Origin of the sequence: Campylobacter rectus, assembly GCF_004803795.1 — a bacterium.
Taxonomy (GTDB): domain Bacteria; phylum Campylobacterota; class Campylobacteria; order Campylobacterales; family Campylobacteraceae; genus Campylobacter_A; species Campylobacter_A rectus.
In genome coordinates this window covers 75,018-99,220 of record NZ_CP012543.1, presented here as the reverse complement: position 1 = coordinate 99,220, position 24,203 = coordinate 75,018, and the positions used below count along the sequence as shown (strand labels likewise).

Genomic DNA, 24,203 nt, shown 5'->3' with positions numbered 1-24,203 from the left:
GGTAAAATTTGAATTTTAGAGCGGATTATCGGGGCTTGCGACTTTTGGAACGCATCCATGGCTCGCGGCAAAATCCGTGCGAAAAATCGAGTTTGCTTGTAGGCTTTAGCCCGCCCAACTTCTGCCTGCGGCAAACCGCATACGAAATCGGACTTTTTTTGCGGAAAAATTTTCGCTTGCGCGGCGATAAAACTAAAAGCTCGTTTTTTTATGCGAATTTGCGACGAGCCGAGTGAAAAATACGGCTTATTTTGCGATAAATTTACGACTAAATCGCGCGATAAATTTTGGTTTTTAACGCAATTTATCGGGGCTTGCGGTTTTCGTGACGGCGTCGCGGTTTGCGGCGTCTTTTTCTGCGGAGAAAACCGCGTTTGTTCGGCAAAAATTTTTGGAGTTAATTTTTTAAAACCGCATTGCAACGCAGCAAACGTAAAATCGGACTTGTTTTGCGAATTTTTATGTAGCAAATTTAAAACGATTCCGCGCTTTAAATTTTGCGGAGAATTCGCTGCTTGTCTTTGGGCTAAATTTAAAGTTTGCATCCGGACAAATCTCACCGACCGTATGCCGCTGTCCGCAAAATTAGTCGTCGATTTTTTAGGCGTTTGCGGTAAAATTTCGACTTTATTTTCGTCTAAACTCGGCGCGGGAATCTGAGCTTGATTTAAATACGCTAAATTTTGACTTTTCGGCAGGGTTTGCGACCCGCTCAAATTTGACGCTCCATCATCGTTTTTTAGAAAAATTTGTCCGTTCCTAGATTTCTTTGCTCTAAATTCGCTTATTTCATTTGCTAAATTTTTATTATTTTGCATCTATTCTCCGTTTTATTTTTGCGTCCGATTTTGCGTCGCTGGCGAGCCGGTTTGAGCGGATAAGCAACCCGGTTTCGCACCAAATTCGCACGGGTTAGCGACGTCAAATCCACACGCAAACGACGAATTTTAGCGCCCTCCGCGAAACAAAATCCGTATACCGTAAAAAGGCAAGTCAAATTTGACGCGCAAGCGTTTAATTTATGCCGTCAAAAGGCGGGTCGAATTTAGCCGGCCCGAAGCCTAACGCGCATTGTAAAAAAAGTCAAAGCCGTTTCGTCTGAAAAGTAGCGTCTGAGCGCCGTTTTTAACGAGCAGTTCGAGAGCTTCTTTACGACTTGAAACGGTTTTTTGGCCCACTTGCATCAGCTTGTCGCCGACCCTGATGCCGAATTTCGCCGCGCTAGAATCCGCATCCACGCTTTTTACGGTTAGTTTCTCGTCGAAAGTTAGCCCGTAGAGCTTTTGCGCTTTTGCGGCATCGACATTTTGCGTGGCGGACTGCATTTTTGCGCTCTTAACGGCGTTTTTATCCATTTTCATCGGCGCTTTTTCCTCTTTTTTTGGTGCGTCTTGCGAGACCGCGAGGTTAAATTTCAAAATCTCGTCGCCGCGCCTAACCTCAAATTTAAGTTTCTCGCCCTTTTTAGCAAACAAAATCCTCTCGTTTAGCTCGCGCAAGCTCTCCATTTTCTCGCCGTTTATGCTCAAAACCTCATCGCCCGTCATCAGCGCCGCGCCGCGTCCTAGCGGATCGACGCTCTTAGTATAAAATTTGCCGTCTCGCTCCTCAAAGACCGCGCCAACGTCGCCGTAATACACGTCCTTATACGCCGCAAAGTGCTTTAAATAGCGACTCGGGATAAATTTATCCCCGCCCACGGCGATACCGCGTAGCCTGCAGCAAGGGCTCAGCACTGCGCCTTTGCCGCCCGCGTCGAACGTGAGCGTATCAAGCTCGCCCAGCGCCCGAGCTTGCGCCTTCACGTGGCCGTAAGCAGTCGCGTTTAGCTCGCGCGTGACGCTGACCCAGTCGCTTTTTTTTGTCGCGTTGTCGTCGGCCATTTTGATAAATTCCAGTTTCGCGTCCGAAGCGACTAGATAAAGCTTCAGATACGGGTCGAATTTAACGTAATTTTTGACCGGCGTTTCGCCTTTAGGGACGGCGATTAGATTTGGCGTGATCGCGATGCCGTCGTTACCCGCGACGTTTATCATAGCGGGCAAATTTTTCTCGAAGCATGCGTTAAAATCGTCTTGCGTCGGGCGCGGCTCGGCTCTGAGCGAAGCGGCGAAAACGCAGATCATAAAAGCCGATAAAACAAAATTCGAGATTAAATTTGCAAAGGATTGAGTTTTTTGCGATAGAGCGCGTGAATTTGAGCCGAAATTTACCGCTTCGTTTGCGCTGCCGACCCTATAAAAGCTTGCTCGTATGGGCAAATTTGGCGTTATAAAATTCGCAAAAAAGCCGCCCTTATACTTTGCTCGCTCTGCTCCGAATCGACGGCTAAAAGCTCGAAAATGAGTAAAATTTGGCACAAAAAGCAAAACGGACAAATTTTTTAAATTTGCAAATTTTGCGGCCTTAGCGAACAAGCTCTGTCTATGCGCGTCAAATTTAGCCCCGATTTTTAACGCCTTTGCCGTTCGCCGTTCGCGAAAATTCTGAAAAAAAGCGCTAAATTTGGCCCAAGAAGCAAAATCGCGCAAATCCAAACCGCAAGAGGCGATCCGGTCGCTCGAATTTGACCGCGCAACCCCGAAAACCTCGTCCAAAAGACGCGAGAAAGCTGCGTACTTCATCGGTCCAGCCCCATACCGGCAAACCCGCCCAGCATCCTTGACGCGGCGTTTTTACGGTCGTCCTCGATCATCTTTAGCACGTCATTTACGGCGCTGATGAGCAAGATCTGCAAGCTCTCCTTGTCCTCTAGCAAGCTATCGTCGATGCTGATATCGAGCACCTCGCCCTTGCCGTTTGCCTTGACGCTAACAAGCCCGCCGCCGCTTTTTGCGCCAAACTCGCGCCTTTGGCTCTCCTGCTCGATCTCCTGCGCCTTTTTTTGCACGTCCTCGAGCATCTGCCCCATTTTTGAAAAATCGATCCCCTCAAACATAAAAATCCTTTCAAATTTCTTACTATTTTAGCGAATTTAAGCTAAATTTACTTATCAAGCTTGGCTATGCAAGTTTCATTCCCGCCTTTACGGATTTGCAAAAAACCGGATACAAAGAGGCTTTTTAAGGAAAAATTTATTTTAGAAAAAATGCTCAATTTTTTAGGCTTTCGATTATGACGACATTTGATTTTGACGATAAAATTTACGAGGAGTTTTAAAATAAACGACCGGGATACAGAGCGCGCGAAAATGGCGAAACGGCGGGTTGCCTCGCTAAATTTTAAAAGAGTAAAATTTTGATTTGTTAAAAGTAGCGGCGAGCTTTGATAAAAACGAAAACCGAGGCGAAATAAGGATGGTCGCGCGTTTTGATCTGCCTTGGCTCGCTCTTTGCGTGTTCGCAGATTTTTTGGACGAGCTGCGGCCGACCGATCTTGGAAAATACGATCGATCCGTCTGACGGCGCGTAACTTTTCTAGAAGATGCGAGAAGCTCGCCCGAGACGATAAAACAGCAAATCGCGGGACTAAAAGCAGTTTAAGATAGCGGTCAGATACGCGTTCGATTTTCTTATTTGCAACCTTGCTCGCTTTAAATTTTCTACCGTTTCGCAAACGGCGCCGTGTAATTTCTCGTAGCTCAATCTCGTCTTTTGATCAAATTTAGCACGCATTAAACGGCTAACTCGGCGGTAAATTTAATGCAAATTTGACTTGGCGCCGCAAACGTAAATTTCGCGCTTAAAACGTGCGCGAAAAAGCTAGCGCTTGTAGCCGTAAATCTTAAATTTTGTTCGCCCGGCTCCGTCTCAAATTTGCTAAGACAGCCTAGATAGCGCTTGAGCATCAAGGTCTTGACTTTTTGCTCTAGCGGCAGCAGCGCACAGGTCGCGAAATCATAAATTTTGTAAATTTGATATATCGGGTCTCGCGTAGAGGCCTTGTTTACCGGTCGCAAGGAGCTGCGAGACGTAGTTTTCGCATATGCTTTCCGCGTAGTCCGCGTTTGGCAGGTCAAATTTGATTTCATTCACGCAGGAGCTCGAAATTTCGCAAATCTCATATTGCCGCGAGGGTGCATCTTCGGCGCAGACGGCGGCAGAGAGCTTGCGCCGTTTTGCATCGCTCGTAAGGCGAAAGCGAAACTCGGCGAGCTTTTTTATCTAGCTTTTTGTTTTTCGTGGCGCTACGGTAGGGCAAAAGCCCCTCAAAACGAGGCCGCACGCTATTTTACGATCTCGTTTTGCGCATTTACCTGCACGATTTTAGGCTCGAAGTTTTTCGCTTTTTTGGCGCTGATTTGCGCGTAGGCTACGATGATGACGATGTCGCCCACGCAGACTTTGCGCGCGGCCGCGCCGTTTAGGCAGATCTCGCCCTTTTTCTCGCCGCGGATCACGTATGTGGCGAAGCGCTCGCCGTTATTGACGTTTAGGATCTCGACTTTTTGGTACTCGCAAAGCCCCGCAGCCTCGATGAGCTCGGGTCCGATCGTGACCGAGCCCACGTAGTTTAGGTTGGCATCCGTCACGCGTGCGCGGTGGATCTTGCTTGATAAAATTTCGATTTTCATCGGTTTTCCTTTGGTTTTTTTGGAGATTATACTATAAATTCGGCCTCAAAAAGCAACTTTATGTAGCCGTGCCGTATCGCGTCCGCATCGTCTTCGCTCATTTGCCGCGATGCAAATTCGGACAAAATCCGATATGCTTTCACTCCGCTCTTGGCAGCAAATGATTTTTTAAACAGCTAAATTTAGCGACGTTTGATAATTTGTGCGATTTACGCAAGCGGCGGTTTCGCGACAAATCAAGTTCGCAAAAACAATACTCAAGCGTGATTTTAGCGGGCTAGAAAAATTCCGAAGGTCGTCAATTTAAGCTCGCGATCCAAACCCAAATAGCCCGAAACTTGATTTGCCGCAAGCAAAAATTTTACCGTTAAATTTTCGGCTAAAATTTAAAATCAATAGCGTTTATTTTGAGCAAAGAAAACTGCGATAAATTTAACGCTACTTGGTAATAACCTCGGGTAAAAAAGCAAATTCGGAGCGAAATTTCGGGCGCAAACCGCTGTAAATTTAACAATAACATACGCAAAAAGCGATTCCTGATTTAACTTAATTTCGCCTTTGCTTCATCGCCGTTTTATCCGTAAATTTTCAAAAAATTAAAACGCCGAATTTAAACGCATCCGTCCAAAAGCTCGCGCACGACCTCTTTGTCGCTAAACGGATATTTTACGCCCTTGATCTCTTGATAGGTTTCGTCGCCTTTGCCTAAAATCACCAAAATTTCATCCTGTGTGAGGCTTTCAAGCGCGTATTTTATCGCTTCTTTGCGGTTTGCGATGCATTTGACGCACTCGTTCATCTCTAGGCCGCCGCAGATTTCGGCGATGATACTTTCAGGCTCTTCGCTGCGGGGATTGTCGCTGGTGACGACGAGTCTGTGTGCGTATTTTTGCGCTATCGCGCCCATTTTAGGGCGTTTGGTGCGATCTCTATCGCCTCCGGCACCGAAAACCGCGACGATCTTGCGGTGGCGCAATGCATTTAGCACCTTTTCGATACCATCTGGAGTATGCGCGAAGTCCACGATCACGAGTGGCTCGCGACTCACGACCTCCATACGCCCCTCTACGCCGTCAAATTTCGCCGCCGCGCGAGCGATCTGCTCTAGCGGTCTATCCGTCAGCGTCGCTACGCAAGAGGCGGCTGCAATGAGGTTGTAGAGGTTAAATTCGCCGTGCAAATTTGAGCTTAGCGCCATTTGCCTGCGCGGGGTCTTTAGCGTCGCGCGGATACCGCCTTCTAGCGAATATTCGCCGGGTGCAAAGTCCGCGTTCGCATGAAGCGCGTAAGTTAGGGCGTTTGCGGGGTTAAATTTGATCCCGCCGCGGTCGTCTATATTTATAAGCTTTGGCGCGTCGTCTGCGAAAAACTCGCTCTTTACGCGCGCATACTCTTCAAACGTGCCGTGATAGTCGAGGTGGTCTTGGGTTAAATTCGTAAAGATTTTCATCGCAAAGTCCAGACTTTCGATGCGTTTTTGCGCGATAGCGTGCGAGCTGACCTCCATCACGAAGTATTCGCAACCGCGCTCGCTAGCTGCTTTGAGGTAGCTAAGCGTGCGTAAAATTTCGCTCGTCGTCAGCGCCTTATCGTCGATGCGTTCATTGTTTACAAAAGCGCCGCGAGTGCCGCACAGACCGCATCCGTAGCCTAAATTTAATAGCGTAGCGCAGATAGCCGCTGCGGTCGTGGTCTTGCCGTTCGTGCCCGTGATGCCGATGATTTTGATGCTCTCATCGATGTCTAATAGCCGCTTGCACTCGGCCAAATTTATGATTTTCGCGCCTTTTGCCTCGGCGGCGGCTTCAAATTTGGCGTTTGCCGCCGTTTTAACGAAATAGCAACCCGCTTCGCAAACGCTAGAGTTATCGGTGACGAAGCCCTCTTTAACGCAAATTTTCACTTTCGGCCTTTTCGTTGATCTCGCGAACTAGAGCATTTAGCCGCTCGTCTCCGGCAAACATCGCAGCCGCGCTCTCGATGTAGTTTAGCCCCATTTCGATGAAGCCGTTTTTGATAAGATTTTGCAAAAACTCGAGAAAATCGTCGCGGTTGTCGATCATCACGCGCGTGGAAAACATAATGTCCTCGAAGGTGCTTTTAAACCCGCCGCGCTTGACCGCATCCATAAAATCGGCGTAGCTGATGGCGTTTTGCACCTCAAGATCCTCGTCCCTGTCGAATCTCGCTTCAAGCGCGCCTAAAATTTCCTCCAGATCGCCGGGGCTCATACCGAGCTTATCTTTTAGCTTAAATATCTCAAAAAGCGTCATCGCCTCATCGCGGCGAGTCTTGGCAAGCGAGCAAAGCATGATGAGAAAAAGCAGCTTTTTGTCGGGTTTTTTGTCGTAAGCGAGCGAAAAATAGCTCGCGGCGGCGTCAAATTCGCCCTTGTTAAACGCTCTTAGCCCCGCCTTTTTGTAATCAATCAAATTTAACTTCCTCGCCGATGGGGATATTTATAACCTCTAGCTCCGGGTGGATATCGATGCGCAACTGGCGCTCGATGCCGTATTTTAGGGTCGTAGTGCTAGCAGCGCAGCCGTGGCAGTGACCGGTAAGGCGGACATAAATTTTGCCGTTTTTGATGCCTAATAGCTCCATACCTCCGCCGTCGTTTTCAAGCATAGGCAAAACCTTTTGCAAACTCGCGCTAACGGGCTTTAAAAGCTCTTCATCGGTAAATGGGATCATTTTTCGCCTTTTAAATTTTTGGGATATTATAGCAAATAAAATTTTAAATACGCTATGGATCCGATATTTAGCGGTTATTTTGGCTTGGTTAAATTTAGAGCCTGAAGCGATCGGATGCGAATGGACAAATTTAAAAAAAGCAGCGGCTGTGCAAAGATGAAAAATGCGCAATGGTAGCAAGGCTGCAACCCGCGATGCAAAGCTTAAAGTAGTTATGCAAACGGTTATCGCATATTTCTAAAAACTACTTTCGGATATTATAAATTCGGTATATCGAGCGCTTACTATACAAGCAAACCTTTCAAAAGCAAATTTGCGTGTAAAACTGCGTAAAATTTAGGATAAAACTCGCTACATTTTTAAACTAGCTACTAATTTTTAGTATTTTAGCCTATATGCAAAATTGCAAACAAGAGAACAAGAGCTATATAAAACCGCGAGCAGATAAATTTGATTGAGATGAAAAATCAATGGAGTTTTGAGATAACTGAAGTAGGTAAATTTAAAAAGAAAAAATACGCCACAGATTTATTAAGGATTATATAAGTTTATATAGTCCTAAAATACGATATTCTAAGCTAATTATAACTTTTTTAGAATTATAATGCTATCGCCAAATGAGTTACTCAAAGCGGCGCAAGGATTTTAAAAAGGACTCGATCAATCAGCCTAAGCGAATACAAAAAGACGAAAATTCCAAATATATACGTGAGTAAAAATCATACGAATAAGTTTTTATTCAGAAAAAAAAGTAGCGACGGGAAGCGAGCTACCAAAGTAGTCGAAATAGCCGCAAGAGAAAAATGGACCAGGCGAGAATATTTGCAAGAAGCTATGGCGGTTTTTGCCGAATGGGCAAAAAGCAAAGATATGGCGGTATCTGCCGTTTCTAGGATCCAGCCAAACATCAAAGTTAAACAGCTTTGAGATTTATATATGGAAACTAGAGCCAAAACCAAAGCTACGACCGGGCTAGCGGCGATGTTTAACAATCATATCAAAAACAGCCTGCTAGGCTCGCTGGCTATAGAAAAGGTAACGCTTGATCATATTCAAATTTTTTATAACTCTATGCGAAGCAAAGGGCTATCACCAAAAACATACAATAAAACGATAAAGGAAATTTTACGCCCTATGTTTAAGTACGCGTTTATTCATAGGGCTCTAACTTTTGAGCCGACGTTTGGTCTAAAGCTGGATAAGATCGAGAAAAAATCAAAAGTTATCAACTGTTCGGGTAAGCTTAGGAATTTGTTTTCCGCCATTAACGAACTCTATGCCGACGATATTTTTTATTGGACGCTTTTTGCCCTGATTTTTACGGGCAGGCGAAAGTCCGAAATTTTAAACCTAAAATGGAAAAACATAAATTTCAGCAACAACACTATGCTTTTAGAGAGGACAAAGAGCTCCAACGACTATATCGTAGCCATCCCAAATTTTATAGCATCCAAGCTACAAGAGATACCGAGAATAGCCGAGTTGGTATTTGCTAGCCCCGTAAGCAGCGAAACGATAGTTAATCTAGACAGACAAGTTAAAAAAATCAGAGAACTTTCGGGTGTTGAAAATTTTCACCTGCATACGGCGCGAGATGTAGTAGTAGGCGCTCTTGCGGAAGCTAGCGCAGATATACACACGATGTCGGGCACTTTATTGCACGAGGAACTAGCGACCCTGCAACACTATCTTGGCGTCGATACTTATAGGGCAACCCAAAAGAGTTCGCAAGTGATAGAAAATTTAGTAATCATAAAAGATTAGGGGTAGAAATAGTTTTCAAGTTAAAACCAGCGCTGCCTGCTTCTTGGTTTATAAATTGTGTTTGCGCGAGTCAAATTTTGACCTCGCATTTTTGTTAGTTTAGTACGATATTTAGCCGCTTTAGCCCCAATGCTTTTGCGTATTTGACTATCGTCTGAAATTTAAAATCTCCGCTTGTGCTTTCTAGTCTAGCTAGATTAGACTGTTTCATACCCATCCTCTCCGCTAGCTGCGACTGCGTTAGACCGCTTTTTATTCTAGCTTTTATCAACTCGCTCTTTAGTTCGTACTCTGGCATCAGAGCTTCATATTCGGCCCTAAATTCATCACTTTTCATAATTTCGTTAAATACGTCGTCAAATTTTACTTCAGGCATTTTTTAACTCCTTCAATCTATTTTTGGCGATATCTAGTTCTTTCTGAGGTATTTTATCGCTTTTCTTTACAAACACGTGCAATATATAAATGCGCCTACCGGTCATATAACAAAATATTCCTCTGCCTATACCTTCCGCGCCTTTAGCCTTATCTCAAAAAGTTCGTCGCCCAAACTTTTGGTTTGAGGCTCGACCACTTGGTTGCCGTAAAGACGCAAGAGCTTAAATATATGGGTCATATTGGCTGAAATTTTAGGTGGCAGAGCCCTAAACTCCTCAGCTACTCGGTCATCCAAAAATATAATTTCCCACAAAATTTATCCTTTGAACGGATTATATCATAAAAGATATTAAATTTCTTTGGAAAAAATTTTATGCGCTTTTTAAATGATTATATTATGATATTAAAATTCGCAACACGCCTTACGGCTTAGGCTTTAGGTTGCTTTCGCGAGTTTTGCATAAAAACATCTATTTTAAAAATCCAAAACTTCACTATTTTTTTCGTCTGCTTTATTTAAATCAAATTGGTTTATTTTTTGTTTAGAAAAATGAAATTTTTCCAGAATTCCAAAAAATTTTTTATTCTGCTACCAATACTACGCTATATCTTTATTTATTCCATATGGTAATTTTAATTAAAACTAGCTTAACCAGAAAAATAGAAATAAAATATTTTATCAAAAATACCTCTCAAATGCCGATATATAAGGCACTATTTTCTAAATGCATTTTTCTATTGACTTCGGAAAATGCCGGCTAGAATTGGATAAAAAAATAAAAAGGCAAAAAAAATGCAAATAACTCAATGCGAAGAGGATCTATTTGATGGAAACCAAAAGAATGAATGGAATTTGTCTTATTGGATTAATCCAGATAGAGGTAAATTATTTTTTGCTGAAAAAGTTATTTTAGTTGAAGGGCAAACTGACAAAGTGATTCTTCCTGCATTGGCAAATAAGTTGGGAGTGTTTAAGCATAGTTATACCGTCATCGATTGTGGTTCAAAACAAAATATTCCTTTATATATTAAGTTAATGAACAAATTTAAGATTCCATACGTTTCGGTATATGACAAAGATCACCAAGAAAATAAGTCAGAGCAAGCAATAGGTGCAGCAGATTCTGCAACCAAAGCAATTTTAGATGAAATAAATAATGAACTAGGCTTATCTGTAGAGCTTGTAAACGATATTGAGCAGGAGCTTGGATATGATTGTGGCAAGTCAGGCAAGCCATTTCAAGCGTTAAAACATATTAAATCTAGTGAGTTCCATATATCAGAAAGTTTCGCTGAAAAAATTAGAGTAATTTATAAATAAAAATAGCCTACCAATAATTTTGAGGTAGCCTATTTAAAATCAAGAATCGCTTAATGCGACGTCGTTTTTAGCAATCTATCAAAAAATTACAATTTAAAGTTAAAATTTAAAGGTCGGGCGGATGCCCGACCGGTATCAGAAAGGAGGGGTTAAAATATATAAACCGCACCCAGCACGATAAACGCTCTTAGGCAAAAGCCGCCTATAAGCACGCCGTATTCGTTATAAACACAGCTTTTTACCTCCTCGCCGCCGTGCGCACAGACGCTACCGTCTGTATTCACACTGCAGCTGCGAAGCATAAATTTGCTTCCGCCTAGCAGCGGCAAAGCAAGCCCAAACACGACAAAGCCTATCCAAAACATTGGCGCAAGCGAGCCGCTGACTATCTTGGTTACGCTAGCCATGCCTGCAGCCTCGCTTCTTACGCTAGCAAATAGCGCTAGTACCGCAACGATCTCAAGCGCAACTAACGCGACGTGAAATTTATGCGCACAGCGGCTTAGCCCGTGCCCTGCATTTAGCGTAGCGGCGGCGTTTGCACTAAGCCCCGTAGAGATCGCGGAGATCGTAAATAAAATCGGCAGCCACACGCTAGCCCAAAGCGGGATCGCCTTTACGACGTAAAGCAGTAGCCCCGTATATCCCATAACTCCAAGCGCCAAAATAGCTCCGAGCGTGAGCATCATATCGCAAATTTTACCGCTTTTTTTGATCTGCAAAAGCACCAAAACGCTGACTACGATAAAAAACGTAAGCAGATACGTACCTATGCTCATCATCGAAACAGGGCGCGTGTAGAGCTGTAAAATTTTAAGAGGATTTATCGCGGCGCTCGGCGCCAAGTCAAATAGCAAAAGCGCGGTTCCTATTATCACCGCAACGGGCGCTAGCAGAAAGCCGAATTTATAAAACCTCTCGTTTAATGAACCCAAAAAGCCCTTGTAAGCCAAAGCCGAGCATAAAAACGCCCCGGCACCTAAACCGCCTAGAAACAAATAGATGACTATGAGCCATCCCCAAGTCGTCTGTACCATCGTCATTCCTTTAAATTTTTAAAAATTTCAGGATCTTTTAGCGCACTTTTCAGCGCATCCATCTCGCTATTTAAGTAGAGATTTAAAAAGTTCCCGAAGCTCTTCCAAACGTCTAAATTTGCGTGCTCATCGCAGCGAGCGGCAAATTTGCAAAACCACTGCGACGGATGAGCGGCGATAAATTCCGCCTTTTTACGCAAAATTTCGTTAAATTTAGCCTCATCCTCCGCCTTTAGCGCGCTAAAACTTAGAAAATAAAGATATTGCAACTCGTACCCGATGAAATCGTCGGGAAATTTATCAAGCTGCGCATCCTCGAGCTTTAGCCCAGAGCTCTCGTAAAAGCTTCGCACCTGCATCGTCTTTGCCCCGAACATCGTTTGATAGTCGAAATACACCGACTCGTAAGGCTCGGCTTTGGGGCGCTTAGGACCTACGAAGAGCTTATTGAATTCGTAGCGAATTTCATCAATTAAGCTTGGCTCGCTTTTGCATTCGGCAAATTCGAGGATAAATTTATGCTCTTTAAGCTTAGGCGCGAAATCCTGCGTCAAATTTAAAAGCTCGTCCAAATTTTCACCGGTAAGAGGCACCAAAAATACCTGCCTCAAAAAGTCCTCGACGCAAAGGCTCTGCTTTAAATTACGCATCTTTTTATCCTTAGTGGATAAACTCGTTGCGCTTCATGCGAGGATAGAAGCGGATGTTCGGCTTCGTAAAAAATCGCTTAAAGCCCGGCATCTCTTTCTCCATCCCCGCGCTATCGCTCACGCCCGCGTCGACTAGCTTTAGCACGTCGCAAGGACAACCCGCCACGCACGCAGGCTCCTCGCCGCGCTCGAGCTTCTCGGCGCAGAGGTTGCACTTTTGTGCTTTGCCGTCTTTGCCCTTGGTTATCGATCCGTAAGGACAGGCTACGATGCAGTATCCGCAGCCGATGCATTTATCGTGCAGCGGCTGAACTATGCCGTTTTCAAGCTTAATGTAGGCTCCTACGGGGCAGACGTCCATACATGCAGGCTCGTCGCAATGGTGGCACGAGTGCGTGATGAAAATTTCCTTTTCGATCTCGTCTTCATGGATGAGCATCATATCGACGTGGCGCCAGTTGATATCGGGGTCTTGGTTGTGATAGACCTGACATGAAATTTCACACGCCTTACAACCTATACAAAAGTTGTAATCAAATAAAAATCCTTGTTTTCGTTTCATTTTTTCTTCCTTTACTTCTCGGGCGAACAAAGTCCGCCCTGCGAGCGGAAGCGCAAGCGCTCCCTGCACCCACCTAAAGCACAACACGACTTTCGGTCGCGTCGTATTTGTTTGCCTAAGCTCCGTATCGCCTAAAATTTAAACATTAGTCGTAAGACAAGCAGGCTCAACTCATCTGCTGCGCCGCTTTTCGCACTTCGCAAAAGCTTGCAGTGTAGGTCGATCCGTTGCCTAAATCACTCACTCCGTCTGAGCAAAGGATGTTTGCTCCCGTGCGAGACTTGGTGACTTTGACCCAGATATTATTCCACGCATAGACGATGCCCGGCTGCATCTGATTGGTCTCGACCGCCGTAAATATCGCCGTACCCTTTTCATTCGTGGCCTCGACCGTATCGCCCTCTTTGATACCGCGCGCCAGCATATCCTCGCGCGTCATAAATAGCTCGGCGTTGCCCTTTACGATGACGCGTTTTAGGATGTAAGGCATATTGCCCCAGTTTGAGTTATCCTGTAGCTGCGTGCCCGGCGTCATAAAATAAAGCGGATACTTTTTCAAATAATCTTTGCCGAAATTTTTATGTTTTTCGTAGTAATCCCAATCGTCGTCAAGATCGATCACCGGATGATAGCCTGCGTCCTTGAAAGCTTCGGAGTAGAGCTCGCACTTGCCGCTTTTAGTGCCGAATACCAGCTTATCCTTCGGCGCATAAGGGTAGTAAGGGAACTGATCTTTCATCGTCTCAGGCGTTCTAAACGGCTTAATCCAGCCCACGCTTTTTAGCTTTTCATAGGTGATGTTTTGCTTTTTGGCAAATTCCGTATCTAAAAACCTTCTACAAACCGTCTCGCTATCCCAGTCGAAGCACTCCTCGGTATATCCCATCGCCTTGGCTAGAGCGTTAAAAAATTCCAAATTCGTCTTGGCTTCGCCCAGCGGTTTGACGCTTTGAGCGTTGTAGCAGACGTAGCCTGAAATTTGATCGTTTTGAATATCCTCGCTCTCCATAAAGGTAACGCCCGGCAATACGTAGTCCGCGTAGTCGCAGGTGTCGATGTCGTAAGGATCGATGACTACTAAGAAAAAGTCGTCGTCCATCACGCGCTTTTTGATTAAATTTGTATTCGGCGCGGTGACCATTAAATTTGAGTTGTAGTTGATACAGGCGCGAATTACCGTATTTATCGGCTTACCCAAATAGGTCGGATTTTCCTTTTGGATGCCTTTGCCAAATTCTACGTAGCTTACCTGCTGGCGCTCTATCTTTTTGCCCTCTGCGTCTTTTGGCGAAAGATCTGGCATGCAGTTATCGAAGTTAAAGCAACCTTTTACATGCACGTAAGCCCAGAATAATCCGCCGCCAAGTTTTGTAAGGCAGCCCGTAAGCACCGGCAAGAAGGTAACCGCGCGCACCAGCCTTGCGCCGTTAAAGTGTCTTTGCCCGCCGTCGCCATGCATGATAGCCGGTGCTTTTGCGTGAGCGTATTCTCTAGCAAAGACTTTGATTTGATCTACGCTTGCTCCGCACATTTCAGATAGTTCGCCATAAGTGTAGAGTGAGCACTCATGTACTAGATCTTCAAAGCCGGTTGTATATTTTTCTACGAATTCATGATCATATAGATCTTCTTCTATCAAAAATTTGCAGACCGCTAGACAAAATGCCGGATCGCTTGAAGGCTTTAGCTGGATAAACATATCGGCCTGGTTTGCGAGCGGAATTCTGATCGTATTTATGACGATGATCTTGCCGCCTCGCTTTTTGACGCGGTGGGCAAATCTAATCCAGTGCACCGCCGTATAGGCTTCGTTTGAGCCCCAGCTGATATACATATCGCTCTCATCGACTTCCAGCGCGTCTTTTGAAAAGTCCGTACCGATGACGCTCGGCGTACCTGCATAGCGCGGCCAATCGCACGGGTTACGCACAAGCCTCGTAGCGCCGTATTTTTCAAAGAAATTTCCAGGCGCGATCGTCTTTGAGATATGTCCTTCGTTGCCTGAATAGACAAATTCCGTCAGCGCCTCGCCGCCGTATTTTGCCTTGATCTCGGTGAGCTTGGCGGCTATCTCTTTTAGCGCTTGATCCCAGCTGATACGCTCCCATTTACCCTCGCACTTTTTACCGACGCGCTTCATCGGATACATTATGCGATCGGCGTTGTATAGGTGCATTGCGTAGGTATGACCTTTGACGCAGACCGTACCTTGCGTTAGAGGGTGCTTCGGATCGCCCTTGATGCTAACCATCTTACCGTCTTTGATCTCTGCGATCATCGAACAGGCGTCGCGGCAGTTTCTAGGACAGGTAAGGTAGTGATACTCTACGCCCTGTTCGTTTTTATAGGATTTGGGTTTAAAATCCACCTCAAACTGCTCCATACCAAATAGGCTTGGAGAGGCTCCCGCCGTAGCTAGAGCCGCTCCCGCGCCTTTTAAGAAAGAACGTCTTTGCATCTCTTCTCCTTAAATGTGGGCTTTATTTCATATCGTATATGAAAACTTTATTTTCTTTGCCTTCACGCGAAAAAACATAAAATTTACCGTCCTTCACCGCAAGCGCTCTTGCGTTTGCCGCTCCGCTAAAACTATATGCATCCTCAATCTTATGAGTTTGCAAATTTAACTTTAAAATGGTCGAGAAATTTTTACTCAAAAGATAAACGGCATCAGGCTGAGCGTCGATGCCCGTGACGTAATATTCACCTAGGCTCCTGCTCTCTTTTAGTTTTAAATTTGAGCCGATTTGCGGAATAAATTCCTCCAAAATCATCTTATCGTCGCCGTCAAACACCGCCACGCTCCAATAATCCCTCACGTCATTAGGCACGGACGCAACGATAAATTTATTCGCAGCCGCGTCGTAATCCCAGCCGAGGATATACTGCTGCTTTGCTCGAAGCGTGGAGAAGCGCCCTTTGTTGCCGAGATCGTTTAGCTTCCATTTATCCCAGCCCTCGCTCAAGTGCCTCCACTGGCTGTTTTGCTCCTCTGCGCCCAGCCCATCCGTAGGCTCATAAAAGACGAAAGTCTTATTAAAACTTATCATGCCAAGCTCGTTTTTATACCACGCAGCACCCACGGTCGCTTCCATCTCCATTATAAAGTGGCGATCGTGCTTGCCGTATCTAAGCGGCTTTAAATTTTCGTCCGCAACGTAGAATTCGTTATTTTTAGAAATCAGCGCGAACTGCTTTTTATCTGCGTCGTAGTCCGCTCCCGTAATCGGCGCGTCGTTTTGTAAGCTTAGGCTCACTTCCGCACTCGGCGTACCGAGCTCTTTCACGCCCTCAAGCGCGCCTGCTTTGCTATCGAGGTTAAACTCAAACCCAAACGCCAGAGCCGCTAGCGCCGCAAAAATTATCAGCTTTTTCATCTTTTTGCTCCTCAGTTTGGCAGATCCGGAAGCTCCGGATTCCAATCAAATCTAAAATCAAGCGCACTTTGCCAGTGATCTTTTTCCCAAAACCATTTGGCGGGATCAAGACTTAGTCTAGCCGGCGTGCTAGAGCCCAGATACGGCGGCGGGCCTGAGACGATGAAAGCCTGCGCGCAGTTTGCGGCTATGATGACGATGAAGATTAAATTTGCAATCTTGCCGAGAGGCAGATATCGCAAAAACTCGCCATATTCGCCGCTCGCGCTCTTTTTCATTATCTCGCCTAAATTTTTGCTACATAAAAATATGACCGCCAAAAATGCGATCACGCAAAAATCTACGACAATGACCCAAAGCTGCGTGTGCGCGCCTAAAATTTCAAGCCCGAAGCCCTGTTTTATGTCGAGGTAGCCGCCGAACGTACCGTCAAGGCTATAATGGATAAAGCCGTTGAACATCCCCCAACAAGCCATCAGCAAAAGCGCCGCGACGTAGCCGGGTCTTAGGCCGTATCTAAGGATAAAAAGCGCGATAAGGCTGATAGCGATCATCGTGATCCTCTCCGCCCAGCACATCACGCACGGGCTATCTCCCATACCAAAGCCCAGTGCCAAACAGGCTATACCGACCGGAAGCGCCACAAGGGCGATGATGGCTAGCGACATTAGGTTAAAAAACCCTCGCTCGGCGGCGAGAATTTGATTTTGTTCTAAATTTTGCATATCGCCCCCCTAAAAGTTGCCTACCGGCACGACGACCCATAAATTTACGTAAAGCTCCAGCGCGATCAATATTACGCAGCCCGCCGCCGCACAGCCCGTAGCTAAATTTTTCCTCTGCGGCTTAAAATATAATATAAGCCCGCTGATCAAAAATAGCGTCAAAATAAGAAATTCCATTTCAAACCGTCCTTTCCTAATAAAATTTAATCCTAAGCATGCTTATTCTTAAAGAAATAATATAACTTTATTTATTAACTTTAGCTTAAAAAATAGATTTTTCTATTCGTATTAAAATTTTTTATACAAAATTTTACCGTAAAATCTATTTTTATAAATTATTTTATTATATTCAAGCTGATATTAAAAATATGATTGAAATTTTATGAATTATTTTCTCGCTGATATTTTTTATCCTTAAGATAAAATTTAAAACAACTTAAAACAAATATGGTGTAATATTTCAAAAGTATCTTGACCTAAGGCGAAATATGGAAAATATATTTTTAGAATCTTACGACGTATTTAAGGTATCGAAAAACGCGAGTAAACTAAAAATTTACAACGACTTTTTAAGAGACAACAAAAGATACTCCGTAACGCGCTGTTATTATGTCATAGTCGTGGATAATACCTTTTTGACCTACTCGCATTTGATGATTTATGAGGAGCTGCTTTATCTTCTGTATTCGCAGAACAAGCTAAAAAACGGCGATTTTTCGCTGACACTTAAAAAATCGGAGCTCGCGAAAAAATTTAAGACCGACATCACCAAAAGCGCGACCGAGACTATAAAGCGCTTTTATGAGATGCAGCAGGTCAAAATCACTATTTTTGTAAAAGACAAAGTCGAAAAACAGATGAATATCATAGAGCGCATCGACGCGCCGCAGAGCGAAAAATACGGCGACATCCCCGACGAGATCAATATCTCGCTAAATTCCGAGTTCGTGCGGCTCTACCGTTGCGCGTACCTGGACAAGATCGAGTATTTAAATAGCTTTGATATCGAGCAGGGCAGCTTCATCCGCTACTTTATGCAGCACGAGCTGGACGGCGGCGTCAAAAGCTCTGCGATCATCGATAAAATGGGCATTACGACCTATCTGCCCTTCACTTATAAAAAGCGCTTCGAACAAGAGATCGCGAGGGTGAGCTTTTACTACAAAAACGAAAAATTTTGCATAAAAGACGGCTTCGTCGTCATCGAAAACCACGAAAACAAGGCGATAGATAATCAAAATGCGTCGATTGAGCTTTTTGGCGTGATATACGAGCAGATAACGCAAAACTGCACCAAAGCCGTTACGCTAAATGAGCAAAATTTGGCGAAGTATTATGCGCGCTTCGGCAGGTTTGAGACGAGCCAGACGGTATTTAAAATTCTAAGCAACATGGAGCTCATGTTAAATCAATCGATGCAGAAAGAAAACGCGAAGATCGCCTGCTTTTCGCACTTTTTCGAAAGTATCGTTTGCAAAAACGGCAATGAATTTGAAATTTTGATCGAGCTAAATCAAAAGGGCTTTGAGTATATCGTCTCGCGCAGCGCGAATTTAGACTTTTGGAACGTTGAAGCTGCAGATTACGGACTCACGTCATATCCGATAAACAGCTGTGCGACAAACGGCAAGCTAGGATAAATTTAAAGCGGTAAATTTAAAAATTTATCCGCAAAAATACGCGAATACGCCCGCCGCAGCAAGGACAAAATATGGGCAAATTTTAAAAATTACTTCTGCGTCCTTAGCTCAGCAATGAGTCCGTCAAGCTCACCGCTATTTTGCGCACTCAAAAGCCGCTCGTTTATAAGCCACATTTGTGCTGAAAATTCGCTACCAAGCATGTCTGCGACGAAATTTTTGCTCTCGCTCTCATCCGTCACCGGATACATATCGCGCCAGATGTCGGTTATCCACCAGCCGCACTTAGAGACGCAGGCAAAGTCCTTCAAAACGCCAATCTTTAGCTTCATCATCACTTCGTCGGTTTGCTTGATCTCGCTTGCGACGAAGTCCTTGTGAATGCCGTCTAGGCAGGTGAAAATTCGGTGTCCTAGGCTTTGGACGCTGTTTTCGGAGCAAATCCTAAACTGAAAGACGCTATCTTTAAAATTTAGATCGGATAAGCAAATTGGATGCTTTTGAGTAAAATTTGGAAACGAATCAAGGCTCCTGTCGTCAATGCTAAGCATCCAGCTCGAGTTTGGATTTTTGCGGGCGAACTCGCCGAAACTAAGCCTGATAAATTCTTTATAACTTAGCTCCTCAGCCATGAAAAAGTCGTAGTTGGTGCAGTTTGCGTCTTTAAAATCTTTAAATTTCATATCTTTCTCCCGTGAAAAATACCGTTTCAAATTCTATTGAGACGGTATTGTATCATCTTGCGGGACTTATTCTTATTAATCTAAAATAATTTAATCGGGAATTTTATATCTTTGATCCTATGCTTACAAGCTTGTAGCCTTATGACAAGTAGCTTCATCTATTTATCCGGCCGAGAATACAACGTCTGTTTTACACAAAAACAACCCAGCATCCTAAAGACAGACAAAAACATCGGTGGTTCTCCATGTCTTGTATTTGTTTAAAAGCAAACATAATGTGAGGCCTAAAAACAGGAGTAAACATAAATGACAAACAAATCAGACTAGCGCAGGGGAAGTGCCACAGGCGATAGGATAATGAAAAAACTTAGTATGGTTAACAGATTTATCATTATCAACGCGGAATCAAAAACGCTATATTAGGCAGAACAGACAGCAAGCAGATAAACTCCGTTCTAAAATTTCAAGGTAACTTCTTATTTAGCTATCTAGCACCAAACGCCGACAGCAGATTCTTTTATTTATACTTCCTTTTCACCTAAAAATTTTATATAGTTGAAACTATTATTTTTACAAAACTGGTTGTTACTGCATTAGAATTCAAAGGTTTTAAATAACGTAAACAACCCACTGAAAACGAAATTTGTGAATCAGTTCTATATAATAAACGAAAAGCTAATAAGAGGTTTTTGCTTATGATATAGACACTCCGATTGGAATAAAAAATCAGCCATTTAATTTTTCTTAAATTAAGCTGATTTTTTATAATAGCCGTTAGGCTATTTGCCCGTCTGGCCAAGACCTTACTGTGCTATCGCTTGGCGATGGTGCCAAAACTTACTTTATTAAACAATAAGAATAAGATTTTAAAGACTGGGATGTTTTTTCAGGAAACATACTCTATTTTTGGAAAAATATATTAGGCTCTCTTTAACTTAAGCTCACACAAAGGAGCAGTAAGTTACGATGAGAACTATGTTCTTGAAAAGTAACGAGCGTAGCGAAGTAGAGCAGACGGGGATATGCTAATAAACATAGATTACTAAATTTAAAGGGATAAAGAAAGAGAATTTTCTGTTGTACCTAAAGGAATGCGAATTTAGATATAATACTAAAACTACACAGGAAAACCTATATCAGAAACTGTTGAAATTGATAAGAGAGAATCCGCTTAAGTTTAAGTGAGCTTTAAATATTTTTATCTCTTTTATACTTTTGCAAAAAAAGTAAACATTTTAAGAACTAAGACAATGTATCAATTTTTTAAAAAGAGGAGTTAAAAAATAATGTGGAAAAATAAAAGTAGAAGCTTGGGTTACCCATCGGGTTACCTTTTGAAAGCTTAAGTCTTGTAAAATCGTATTTTAGGGAGTTTTGGATGGTGCGGATGAAAGGACTTGAAAAAGAGAGCCGAAGCTCTCTAAAAATTATTCTTTGATTAGCTCGATATAAGCCATCTCGGCAGCATCGCCTCGGCGAACGCGAGTCTTAACGATGCGCGTATATCCGCCGTTTTTGCCTACGAATTTCGGAGCAAGCTCGGTTACTAGCTTATTCGTAGTTTCTTTATCCTGCAAGCTGGCAAAAACCGCTCTGTGAGCGTTGCTATCGCCTTTTCTCGCTCTAGTGATTAGCTTTTCGATATAGCTTCTTAACTCTTTTGCCTTAGGCAAGGTCGTCTCTATCTTTTCGCTTTTGATGATAGCGATAGCTAAATTTTTAAGTAGAGCCGAGCGGTGAGCCGACGTCCTACCTAGTTTTCTGTATCCGTGACCGTGTCTCATTTATGTTCCTTTTACTCTTTTGCACTCATTTGTGATTTTAGGTCGGCGATTTTTTTCTTGAGTTGCTCTTTGCCGCCGCCTAAGTCGCCGCCGACCGGATATCCGATCTCTTGCATAACAGCTTTGATCTCTTCGAGAGATTTTTTACCTAAATTTTTAAGCTCTTTTAGCTCGTTTTCATCCATCAAAGCAAGCTCACCGATAAATCTAATCTCGGCTTTATCGAGGCAGTTAAAGCTTCTAGCGCTCAAATTTAGCTCTTCTACGCTTTGTAGCAACTTCGCGTGCTCGCTGCCGGAAGTTTGGGCGTTTAGGCCTGCCGAAATATCGATATTTAAAACCCCTTTAAACACCGACATCTGCTGATACATCGCCTCGATAGCGTGTTTAAACGCCTCTATAGCGCCCACTTGCCCGTCCGTCGTAACCGTGAAAATAATCTTCTCATAATCGGGATTGTCCTCGACTAGAACGTTTACTAGCTCGTAAACTGCTTTTTTAACGGGCGTAAAGAACGCATCAAGAGCTATATAGCCCTCTTCGGTATCGCCTCTTATCTCTTCGCTCGGGACGTATCCGATACCCTTTTGGATGATTACGGAAAATTTAAGCTCCGCGTCCTCGTTTATGGTCGCGAGATAGGCGTCCGGATTTACGATATCTACGACATCGCTTTTTAGATCGCCGGCTTTTATCTCTTTCGGACCTTTAAACGAATACTCGACCACTTCGCGCTCAGACTCGTTTTTTAACTTAAAACGGATGTTTTTTAAATTTATAATAAACTGCGCTACGTCCTCGAGCATGCCTCTCATCGAATCAAATTCGTGAGATACGCCTTCAATCTTGACGCCCGTAGCCGCAAATCCAACCGTGCTGCTATATAAAAGTCGTCTTAGCGGATGAGCCAAAGTGACCGCATAACCCGTCTCAAACGGATACGCGGTTATTCTGGCGACATTCTCGCTTATACTCTCTACTGAAATTTCGGTAGGCATATAAGCTGATGTGGTAATTTTTCTCATCGTTATACCCCTTATTATTTCGAATAAAGCTCTACTATGAATCTTTCCTCGACAGGAATGACGACTTCTTCCCTTTCCGGAGTTCTTGTGAAAATTCCGAATTTTTTATCTTTTTCGACGTCGACCCAAGCTACGATGCCGGTTTGCGCCGTAAGATCGATCGCGCGAACGATTTGCGGATTGTTTTTAGATTTTTCGATAACCTCTACTTTAGCGCCAGCTTGAACTCTATAGGAAGGAATATCCACTCTCTTGCCGTTTACCAAAATATGTCCGTGAGTAACTAACTGGCGAGCGAAGCGGCGAGTCGTCGCAAAGCCCATCCTATAAACTACGTTATCTAGTCTTTGCTCCAAAAGCTGCACCAAAAGCGCACCGGTATTTCCCTCGCGGCGAGCGGCCTCTTGGAATAAGCGGCGGAATTGCTTCTCGCTAATGCCGTACATAAATTTAGCTTTTTGTTTTTCGCGGAGCTGCAAGCCGTATTCGCTTATCTTGCTTCTTCTTTGTCCGTGTTGTCCCGGAGCGTAAGGCCTTTTGTCAAGCGCGCTTTTACCTGCCAAGCGACGCTCGCCTTTTAGCGCCAAACTAACGCCGAGTCTTCTTTCTAATTTTTCAACGGGTCCTCTATATCTAGCCATAATAATTCTCCTAAATTTCTAATTATACGCGGCGGCGTTTCGGCGGTCTGCAACCATTATGCGGAAGCGGAGTTATATCTTTTAAAAACGTTACTTTTATGCCCTCTACCGCGCCTACGCTCTTGACTGCGGTCTCTCTGCCGCTGCCAGGACCTTGCACTTTTATGCCTACTTCTTTTATGCCGTGCTCTTTTGCTTTAGCTAGAGCGTCTTCGACTGCTTGTTGGGCTGCGTAAGGAGTTGATTTTTTACTTCCTTTAAAGCCTAGTCCGCCAGCACTGCTCCAAGCGATAGCATTTCCCATCTCATCGGTAACCGTTACCATAGTATTGTTAAAAGTCGCGCTTATATAAACGATACCTTTAGCGATACTTTTTCTTACAATTTTCTTTTTAACTACTTTTCTTTTTGCCATCGCCTATCCTTATTTAGTCGCAGCGCCGACTGTTTTGCGCTTGCCTTTTCTAGTTCTAGCGTTTGTTTTAGTCTTCTGACCGCGCACCGGAAGACCTTTTCTGTGTCTTAGGCCGCGGTAGCTTCCTAGATCCATAAGAGCCTTGATATCCATAGCGACGCTTTTTCTAAGGTCGCCTTCCACCACGTGGTTCTCTTGGATCTCTTTGCGGATAGCCGCAGCTTCATCTTCGGTTAGATCGTTTACTCTTTTATCGTAAGAAATTTTGGTAGCATCCAAAATTTGACGAGATTTGTGAAGACCGATACCGTAAATATAGGTCAAACCGTATTCGATTCTCTTTTTCTTTGGTAAATCCACACCTGCGATACGTGCCATGCTTTATCCTTGTCTTTGTTTATGTTTTGGATTTTCGCAGATTATGCGAACTACGCCTTGGCGCTTGACAATTTTGCACTTGTCACACATCTTCTTTACAGAAGGACGAACTTTCATTCTAGTCTCCTAAAAATTTATTCCACTTTTAGGCTGCATCAGGTTTAACGAAATTTTAAACCAACTATTTTCAAAACAAGTGGTGGGCTTTGAAAACAATTCTTCATACAGCAATTTGTCGCAAAGGGCTGAGTATAGCCAAATTTAGCTTTTAATTTACTTATGTCGGTAAATTATCCTACCCTTATCCAGACTGTAAGGCGTTAGTTCCACCTTTACGCGGTCCCCCGGCATTATTTTTATATAATGCATCCTCATCTTGCCCGCAATATGACACAAAATCACGTGTTTGTTGTCGAGCTCGACCTTAAACGTCGCGTTTGGCAGCGCCTCGATGACGTTGCCGTCGATCTCTATAACGTCGTCTTTTGCCACTTAACTCCTTTTTGTTAAATTTACTTTCGCCGCTCGGCGGAAGTTTGAAATTAAAATTTTAACTCACCACAAATTAAAATTTTAAAATTTACAAGCCGCGCGAACGATTTGTAAATTTTAAAAC

General features: G+C 43.9%; 27 protein-coding genes and 2 pseudogenes. 5 read left to right on the top strand and 24 right to left on the bottom strand.

From position 1 onward, the window contains the following. Positions 1-1,061: 1,061 nt before the first annotated feature. Together CRECT_RS00580 and CRECT_RS00575 are read right to left on the bottom strand one after the other, a co-directional pair. Positions 1,062-2,261, bottom strand: coding sequence for a DUF7488 domain-containing protein (locus CRECT_RS00580; protein WP_227932311.1), 1,200 nt, complete (start codon positions 2,259-2,261; stop codon positions 1,062-1,064). A 359-nt stretch (positions 2,262-2,620) separates the two neighbouring features. Next, the gene (locus CRECT_RS00575) at positions 2,621-2,938 is read right to left on the bottom strand and encodes a YbaB/EbfC family nucleoid-associated protein (protein WP_002943502.1); all 318 of its coding nucleotides are present in this window, start codon (positions 2,936-2,938) and stop codon (positions 2,621-2,623) included. Between the two features lie 304 nt (positions 2,939-3,242). Between CRECT_RS00575 and CRECT_RS00570 the strand changes: the two genes are divergently transcribed. Beyond that, positions 3,243-3,401 (top strand): hypothetical protein, encoded by a 159-nt coding sequence (locus CRECT_RS00570; protein WP_002943265.1) that lies wholly within the window; start codon positions 3,243-3,245, stop codon positions 3,399-3,401. 212 nt (positions 3,402-3,613) lie between these two features. On the opposite strand, the gene CRECT_RS00565 is transcribed toward CRECT_RS00570, so the two are convergent. The 5 genes from CRECT_RS00565 to CRECT_RS00545 all read right to left on the bottom strand — a co-directional run bounded on the left by CRECT_RS00565 (position 3,614) and on the right by CRECT_RS00545 (position 7,207). Beyond that, complete coding sequence (locus tag CRECT_RS00565; protein ID WP_039887643.1) at positions 3,614-3,898, bottom strand: hypothetical protein; 285 nt, start codon at positions 3,896-3,898, stop codon at positions 3,614-3,616. Positions 3,899-4,165: 267 nt separating this feature from the next. Further along, complete coding sequence (panD, locus tag CRECT_RS00560; protein WP_002943123.1) at positions 4,166-4,513, bottom strand: aspartate 1-decarboxylase; 348 nt, start codon at positions 4,511-4,513, stop codon at positions 4,166-4,168. A 610-nt stretch (positions 4,514-5,123) separates the two neighbouring features. Then, the gene (locus CRECT_RS00555; RefSeq protein WP_002943458.1) at positions 5,124-6,416 is read right to left on the bottom strand and encodes a UDP-N-acetylmuramoyl-L-alanyl-D-glutamate--2,6-diaminopimelate ligase; all 1,293 of its coding nucleotides are present in this window, start codon (positions 6,414-6,416) and stop codon (positions 5,124-5,126) included. After that, positions 6,400-6,945 (bottom strand): hypothetical protein, encoded by a 546-nt coding sequence (locus CRECT_RS00550; RefSeq protein WP_002943079.1) that lies wholly within the window; start codon positions 6,943-6,945, stop codon positions 6,400-6,402. The genes CRECT_RS00555 and CRECT_RS00550 overlap by 17 nt, the downstream gene beginning before the upstream one ends. Next, on the bottom strand, positions 6,938-7,207 hold the full coding sequence (locus CRECT_RS00545; RefSeq protein WP_039887646.1) for a NifU family protein: 270 nt from the start codon (positions 7,205-7,207) through the stop codon (positions 6,938-6,940). The genes CRECT_RS00550 and CRECT_RS00545 overlap by 8 nt, the downstream gene beginning before the upstream one ends. Positions 7,208-8,143: 936 nt before the next feature. Between CRECT_RS00545 and CRECT_RS00540 the strand changes: the two genes are divergently transcribed. Next, the gene (locus tag CRECT_RS00540; protein ID WP_039887647.1) at positions 8,144-8,971 is read left to right on the top strand and encodes a tyrosine-type recombinase/integrase; all 828 of its coding nucleotides are present in this window, start codon (positions 8,144-8,146) and stop codon (positions 8,969-8,971) included. 94 nt (positions 8,972-9,065) lie between these two features. Here CRECT_RS00540 and CRECT_RS00535 read toward each other — a convergent pair whose 3' ends face one another. After that, positions 9,066-9,347, bottom strand: a complete 282-nt coding sequence (locus CRECT_RS00535) for a helix-turn-helix domain-containing protein (protein WP_002943120.1) — start codon at positions 9,345-9,347, stop codon at positions 9,066-9,068. After that, a pseudogene (locus tag CRECT_RS13125) lies at positions 9,340-9,587 on the bottom strand (type II toxin-antitoxin system RelE/ParE family toxin). The gene CRECT_RS00535 and the pseudogene CRECT_RS13125 overlap by 8 nt, the downstream one beginning before the upstream one ends. Before the next feature lie 555 nt (positions 9,588-10,142). Between CRECT_RS13125 and CRECT_RS00525 the strand changes: the two are divergent. Then, positions 10,143-10,670 (top strand): ATP-dependent endonuclease, encoded by a 528-nt coding sequence (locus tag CRECT_RS00525; protein WP_050771462.1) that lies wholly within the window; start codon positions 10,143-10,145, stop codon positions 10,668-10,670. A 149-nt stretch (positions 10,671-10,819) separates the two neighbouring features. Here CRECT_RS00525 and nrfD read toward each other — a convergent pair whose 3' ends face one another. From nrfD to CRECT_RS00490, 7 genes are all read right to left on the bottom strand, one after another. Then, complete coding sequence (gene nrfD, locus CRECT_RS00520) at positions 10,820-11,707, bottom strand: NrfD/PsrC family molybdoenzyme membrane anchor subunit (protein WP_002943369.1); 888 nt, start codon at positions 11,705-11,707, stop codon at positions 10,820-10,822. A gap of 2 nt (positions 11,708-11,709) precedes the next feature. After that, a complete protein-coding gene (locus CRECT_RS00515) occupies positions 11,710-12,357 on the bottom strand; it encodes a TorD/DmsD family molecular chaperone (protein ID WP_002943038.1) in 648 nt (215 codons plus the stop codon). A gap of 10 nt (positions 12,358-12,367) precedes the next feature. Beyond that, positions 12,368-12,919 carry a 4Fe-4S dicluster domain-containing protein gene (locus tag CRECT_RS00510; RefSeq protein ID WP_039887648.1) on the bottom strand — a complete coding sequence of 184 codons (552 nt, stop codon included), beginning with the start codon at positions 12,917-12,919 and terminating at the stop codon, positions 12,368-12,370. A 166-nt stretch (positions 12,920-13,085) separates the two neighbouring features. Next, positions 13,086-15,377, bottom strand: coding sequence for a molybdopterin-containing oxidoreductase family protein (locus CRECT_RS00505; protein WP_002943064.1), 2,292 nt, complete (start codon positions 15,375-15,377; stop codon positions 13,086-13,088). Between the two features lie 22 nt (positions 15,378-15,399). Further along, entirely contained in the window at positions 15,400-16,296 is an 897-nt protein-coding gene (locus CRECT_RS00500; RefSeq protein ID WP_002943323.1) for a hypothetical protein, read from the bottom strand. Between the two features lie 11 nt (positions 16,297-16,307). Continuing rightward, a complete protein-coding gene (locus CRECT_RS00495) occupies positions 16,308-17,021 on the bottom strand; it encodes a disulfide bond formation protein B (RefSeq protein WP_050771463.1) in 714 nt (237 codons plus the stop codon). A gap of 9 nt (positions 17,022-17,030) precedes the next feature. Then, on the bottom strand, positions 17,031-17,198 hold the full coding sequence (locus CRECT_RS00490) for a hypothetical protein (RefSeq protein WP_002943361.1): 168 nt from the start codon (positions 17,196-17,198) through the stop codon (positions 17,031-17,033). Positions 17,199-17,509: 311 nt separating this feature from the next. Here CRECT_RS00490 and CRECT_RS00485 point away from each other — a divergent pair, with 311 nt between their 5' ends. Further along, positions 17,510-18,661, top strand: a complete 1,152-nt coding sequence (locus CRECT_RS00485; RefSeq protein ID WP_002943242.1) for a hypothetical protein — start codon at positions 17,510-17,512, stop codon at positions 18,659-18,661. 89 nt (positions 18,662-18,750) lie between these two features. On the opposite strand, the gene CRECT_RS00480 is transcribed toward CRECT_RS00485, so the two are convergent. Continuing rightward, positions 18,751-19,344, bottom strand: a complete 594-nt coding sequence (locus CRECT_RS00480; RefSeq protein ID WP_002943174.1) for a hypothetical protein — start codon at positions 19,342-19,344, stop codon at positions 18,751-18,753. 1,018 nt (positions 19,345-20,362) lie between these two features. Between CRECT_RS00480 and CRECT_RS12385 the strand changes: the two are divergent. Further along, positions 20,363-20,529, top strand: a pseudogene (locus CRECT_RS12385) (IS1595 family transposase); the annotation flags it as partial. A gap of 242 nt (positions 20,530-20,771) precedes the next feature. Here CRECT_RS12385 and rplQ read toward each other — a convergent pair. The 7 genes from rplQ to infA form a co-directional block, all read right to left on the bottom strand. Beyond that, positions 20,772-21,128, bottom strand: a complete 357-nt coding sequence (gene rplQ, locus CRECT_RS00470) for a 50S ribosomal protein L17 (protein WP_002943070.1) — start codon at positions 21,126-21,128, stop codon at positions 20,772-20,774. A gap of 11 nt (positions 21,129-21,139) precedes the next feature. Continuing rightward, a complete protein-coding gene (locus CRECT_RS00465; protein WP_039887650.1) occupies positions 21,140-22,153 on the bottom strand; it encodes a DNA-directed RNA polymerase subunit alpha in 1,014 nt (337 codons plus the stop codon). Between the two features lie 14 nt (positions 22,154-22,167). Then, on the bottom strand, positions 22,168-22,794 hold the full coding sequence (gene rpsD / locus CRECT_RS00460; RefSeq protein WP_002943554.1) for a 30S ribosomal protein S4: 627 nt from the start codon (positions 22,792-22,794) through the stop codon (positions 22,168-22,170). A 22-nt stretch (positions 22,795-22,816) separates the two neighbouring features. Continuing rightward, on the bottom strand, positions 22,817-23,209 hold the full coding sequence (gene rpsK, locus CRECT_RS00455) for a 30S ribosomal protein S11 (RefSeq protein ID WP_002943522.1): 393 nt from the start codon (positions 23,207-23,209) through the stop codon (positions 22,817-22,819). 9 nt (positions 23,210-23,218) lie between these two features. Further along, complete coding sequence (rpsM, locus tag CRECT_RS00450) at positions 23,219-23,587, bottom strand: 30S ribosomal protein S13 (protein ID WP_002943382.1); 369 nt, start codon at positions 23,585-23,587, stop codon at positions 23,219-23,221. 3 nt (positions 23,588-23,590) lie between these two features. Further along, positions 23,591-23,704 carry a 50S ribosomal protein L36 gene (rpmJ, locus tag CRECT_RS00445; protein ID WP_002947091.1) on the bottom strand — a complete coding sequence of 38 codons (114 nt, stop codon included), beginning with the start codon at positions 23,702-23,704 and terminating at the stop codon, positions 23,591-23,593. A gap of 156 nt (positions 23,705-23,860) precedes the next feature. Then, the gene (gene infA, locus CRECT_RS00440; protein ID WP_002943098.1) at positions 23,861-24,079 is read right to left on the bottom strand and encodes a translation initiation factor IF-1; all 219 of its coding nucleotides are present in this window, start codon (positions 24,077-24,079) and stop codon (positions 23,861-23,863) included. Positions 24,080-24,203: the final 124 nt, after the last annotated feature.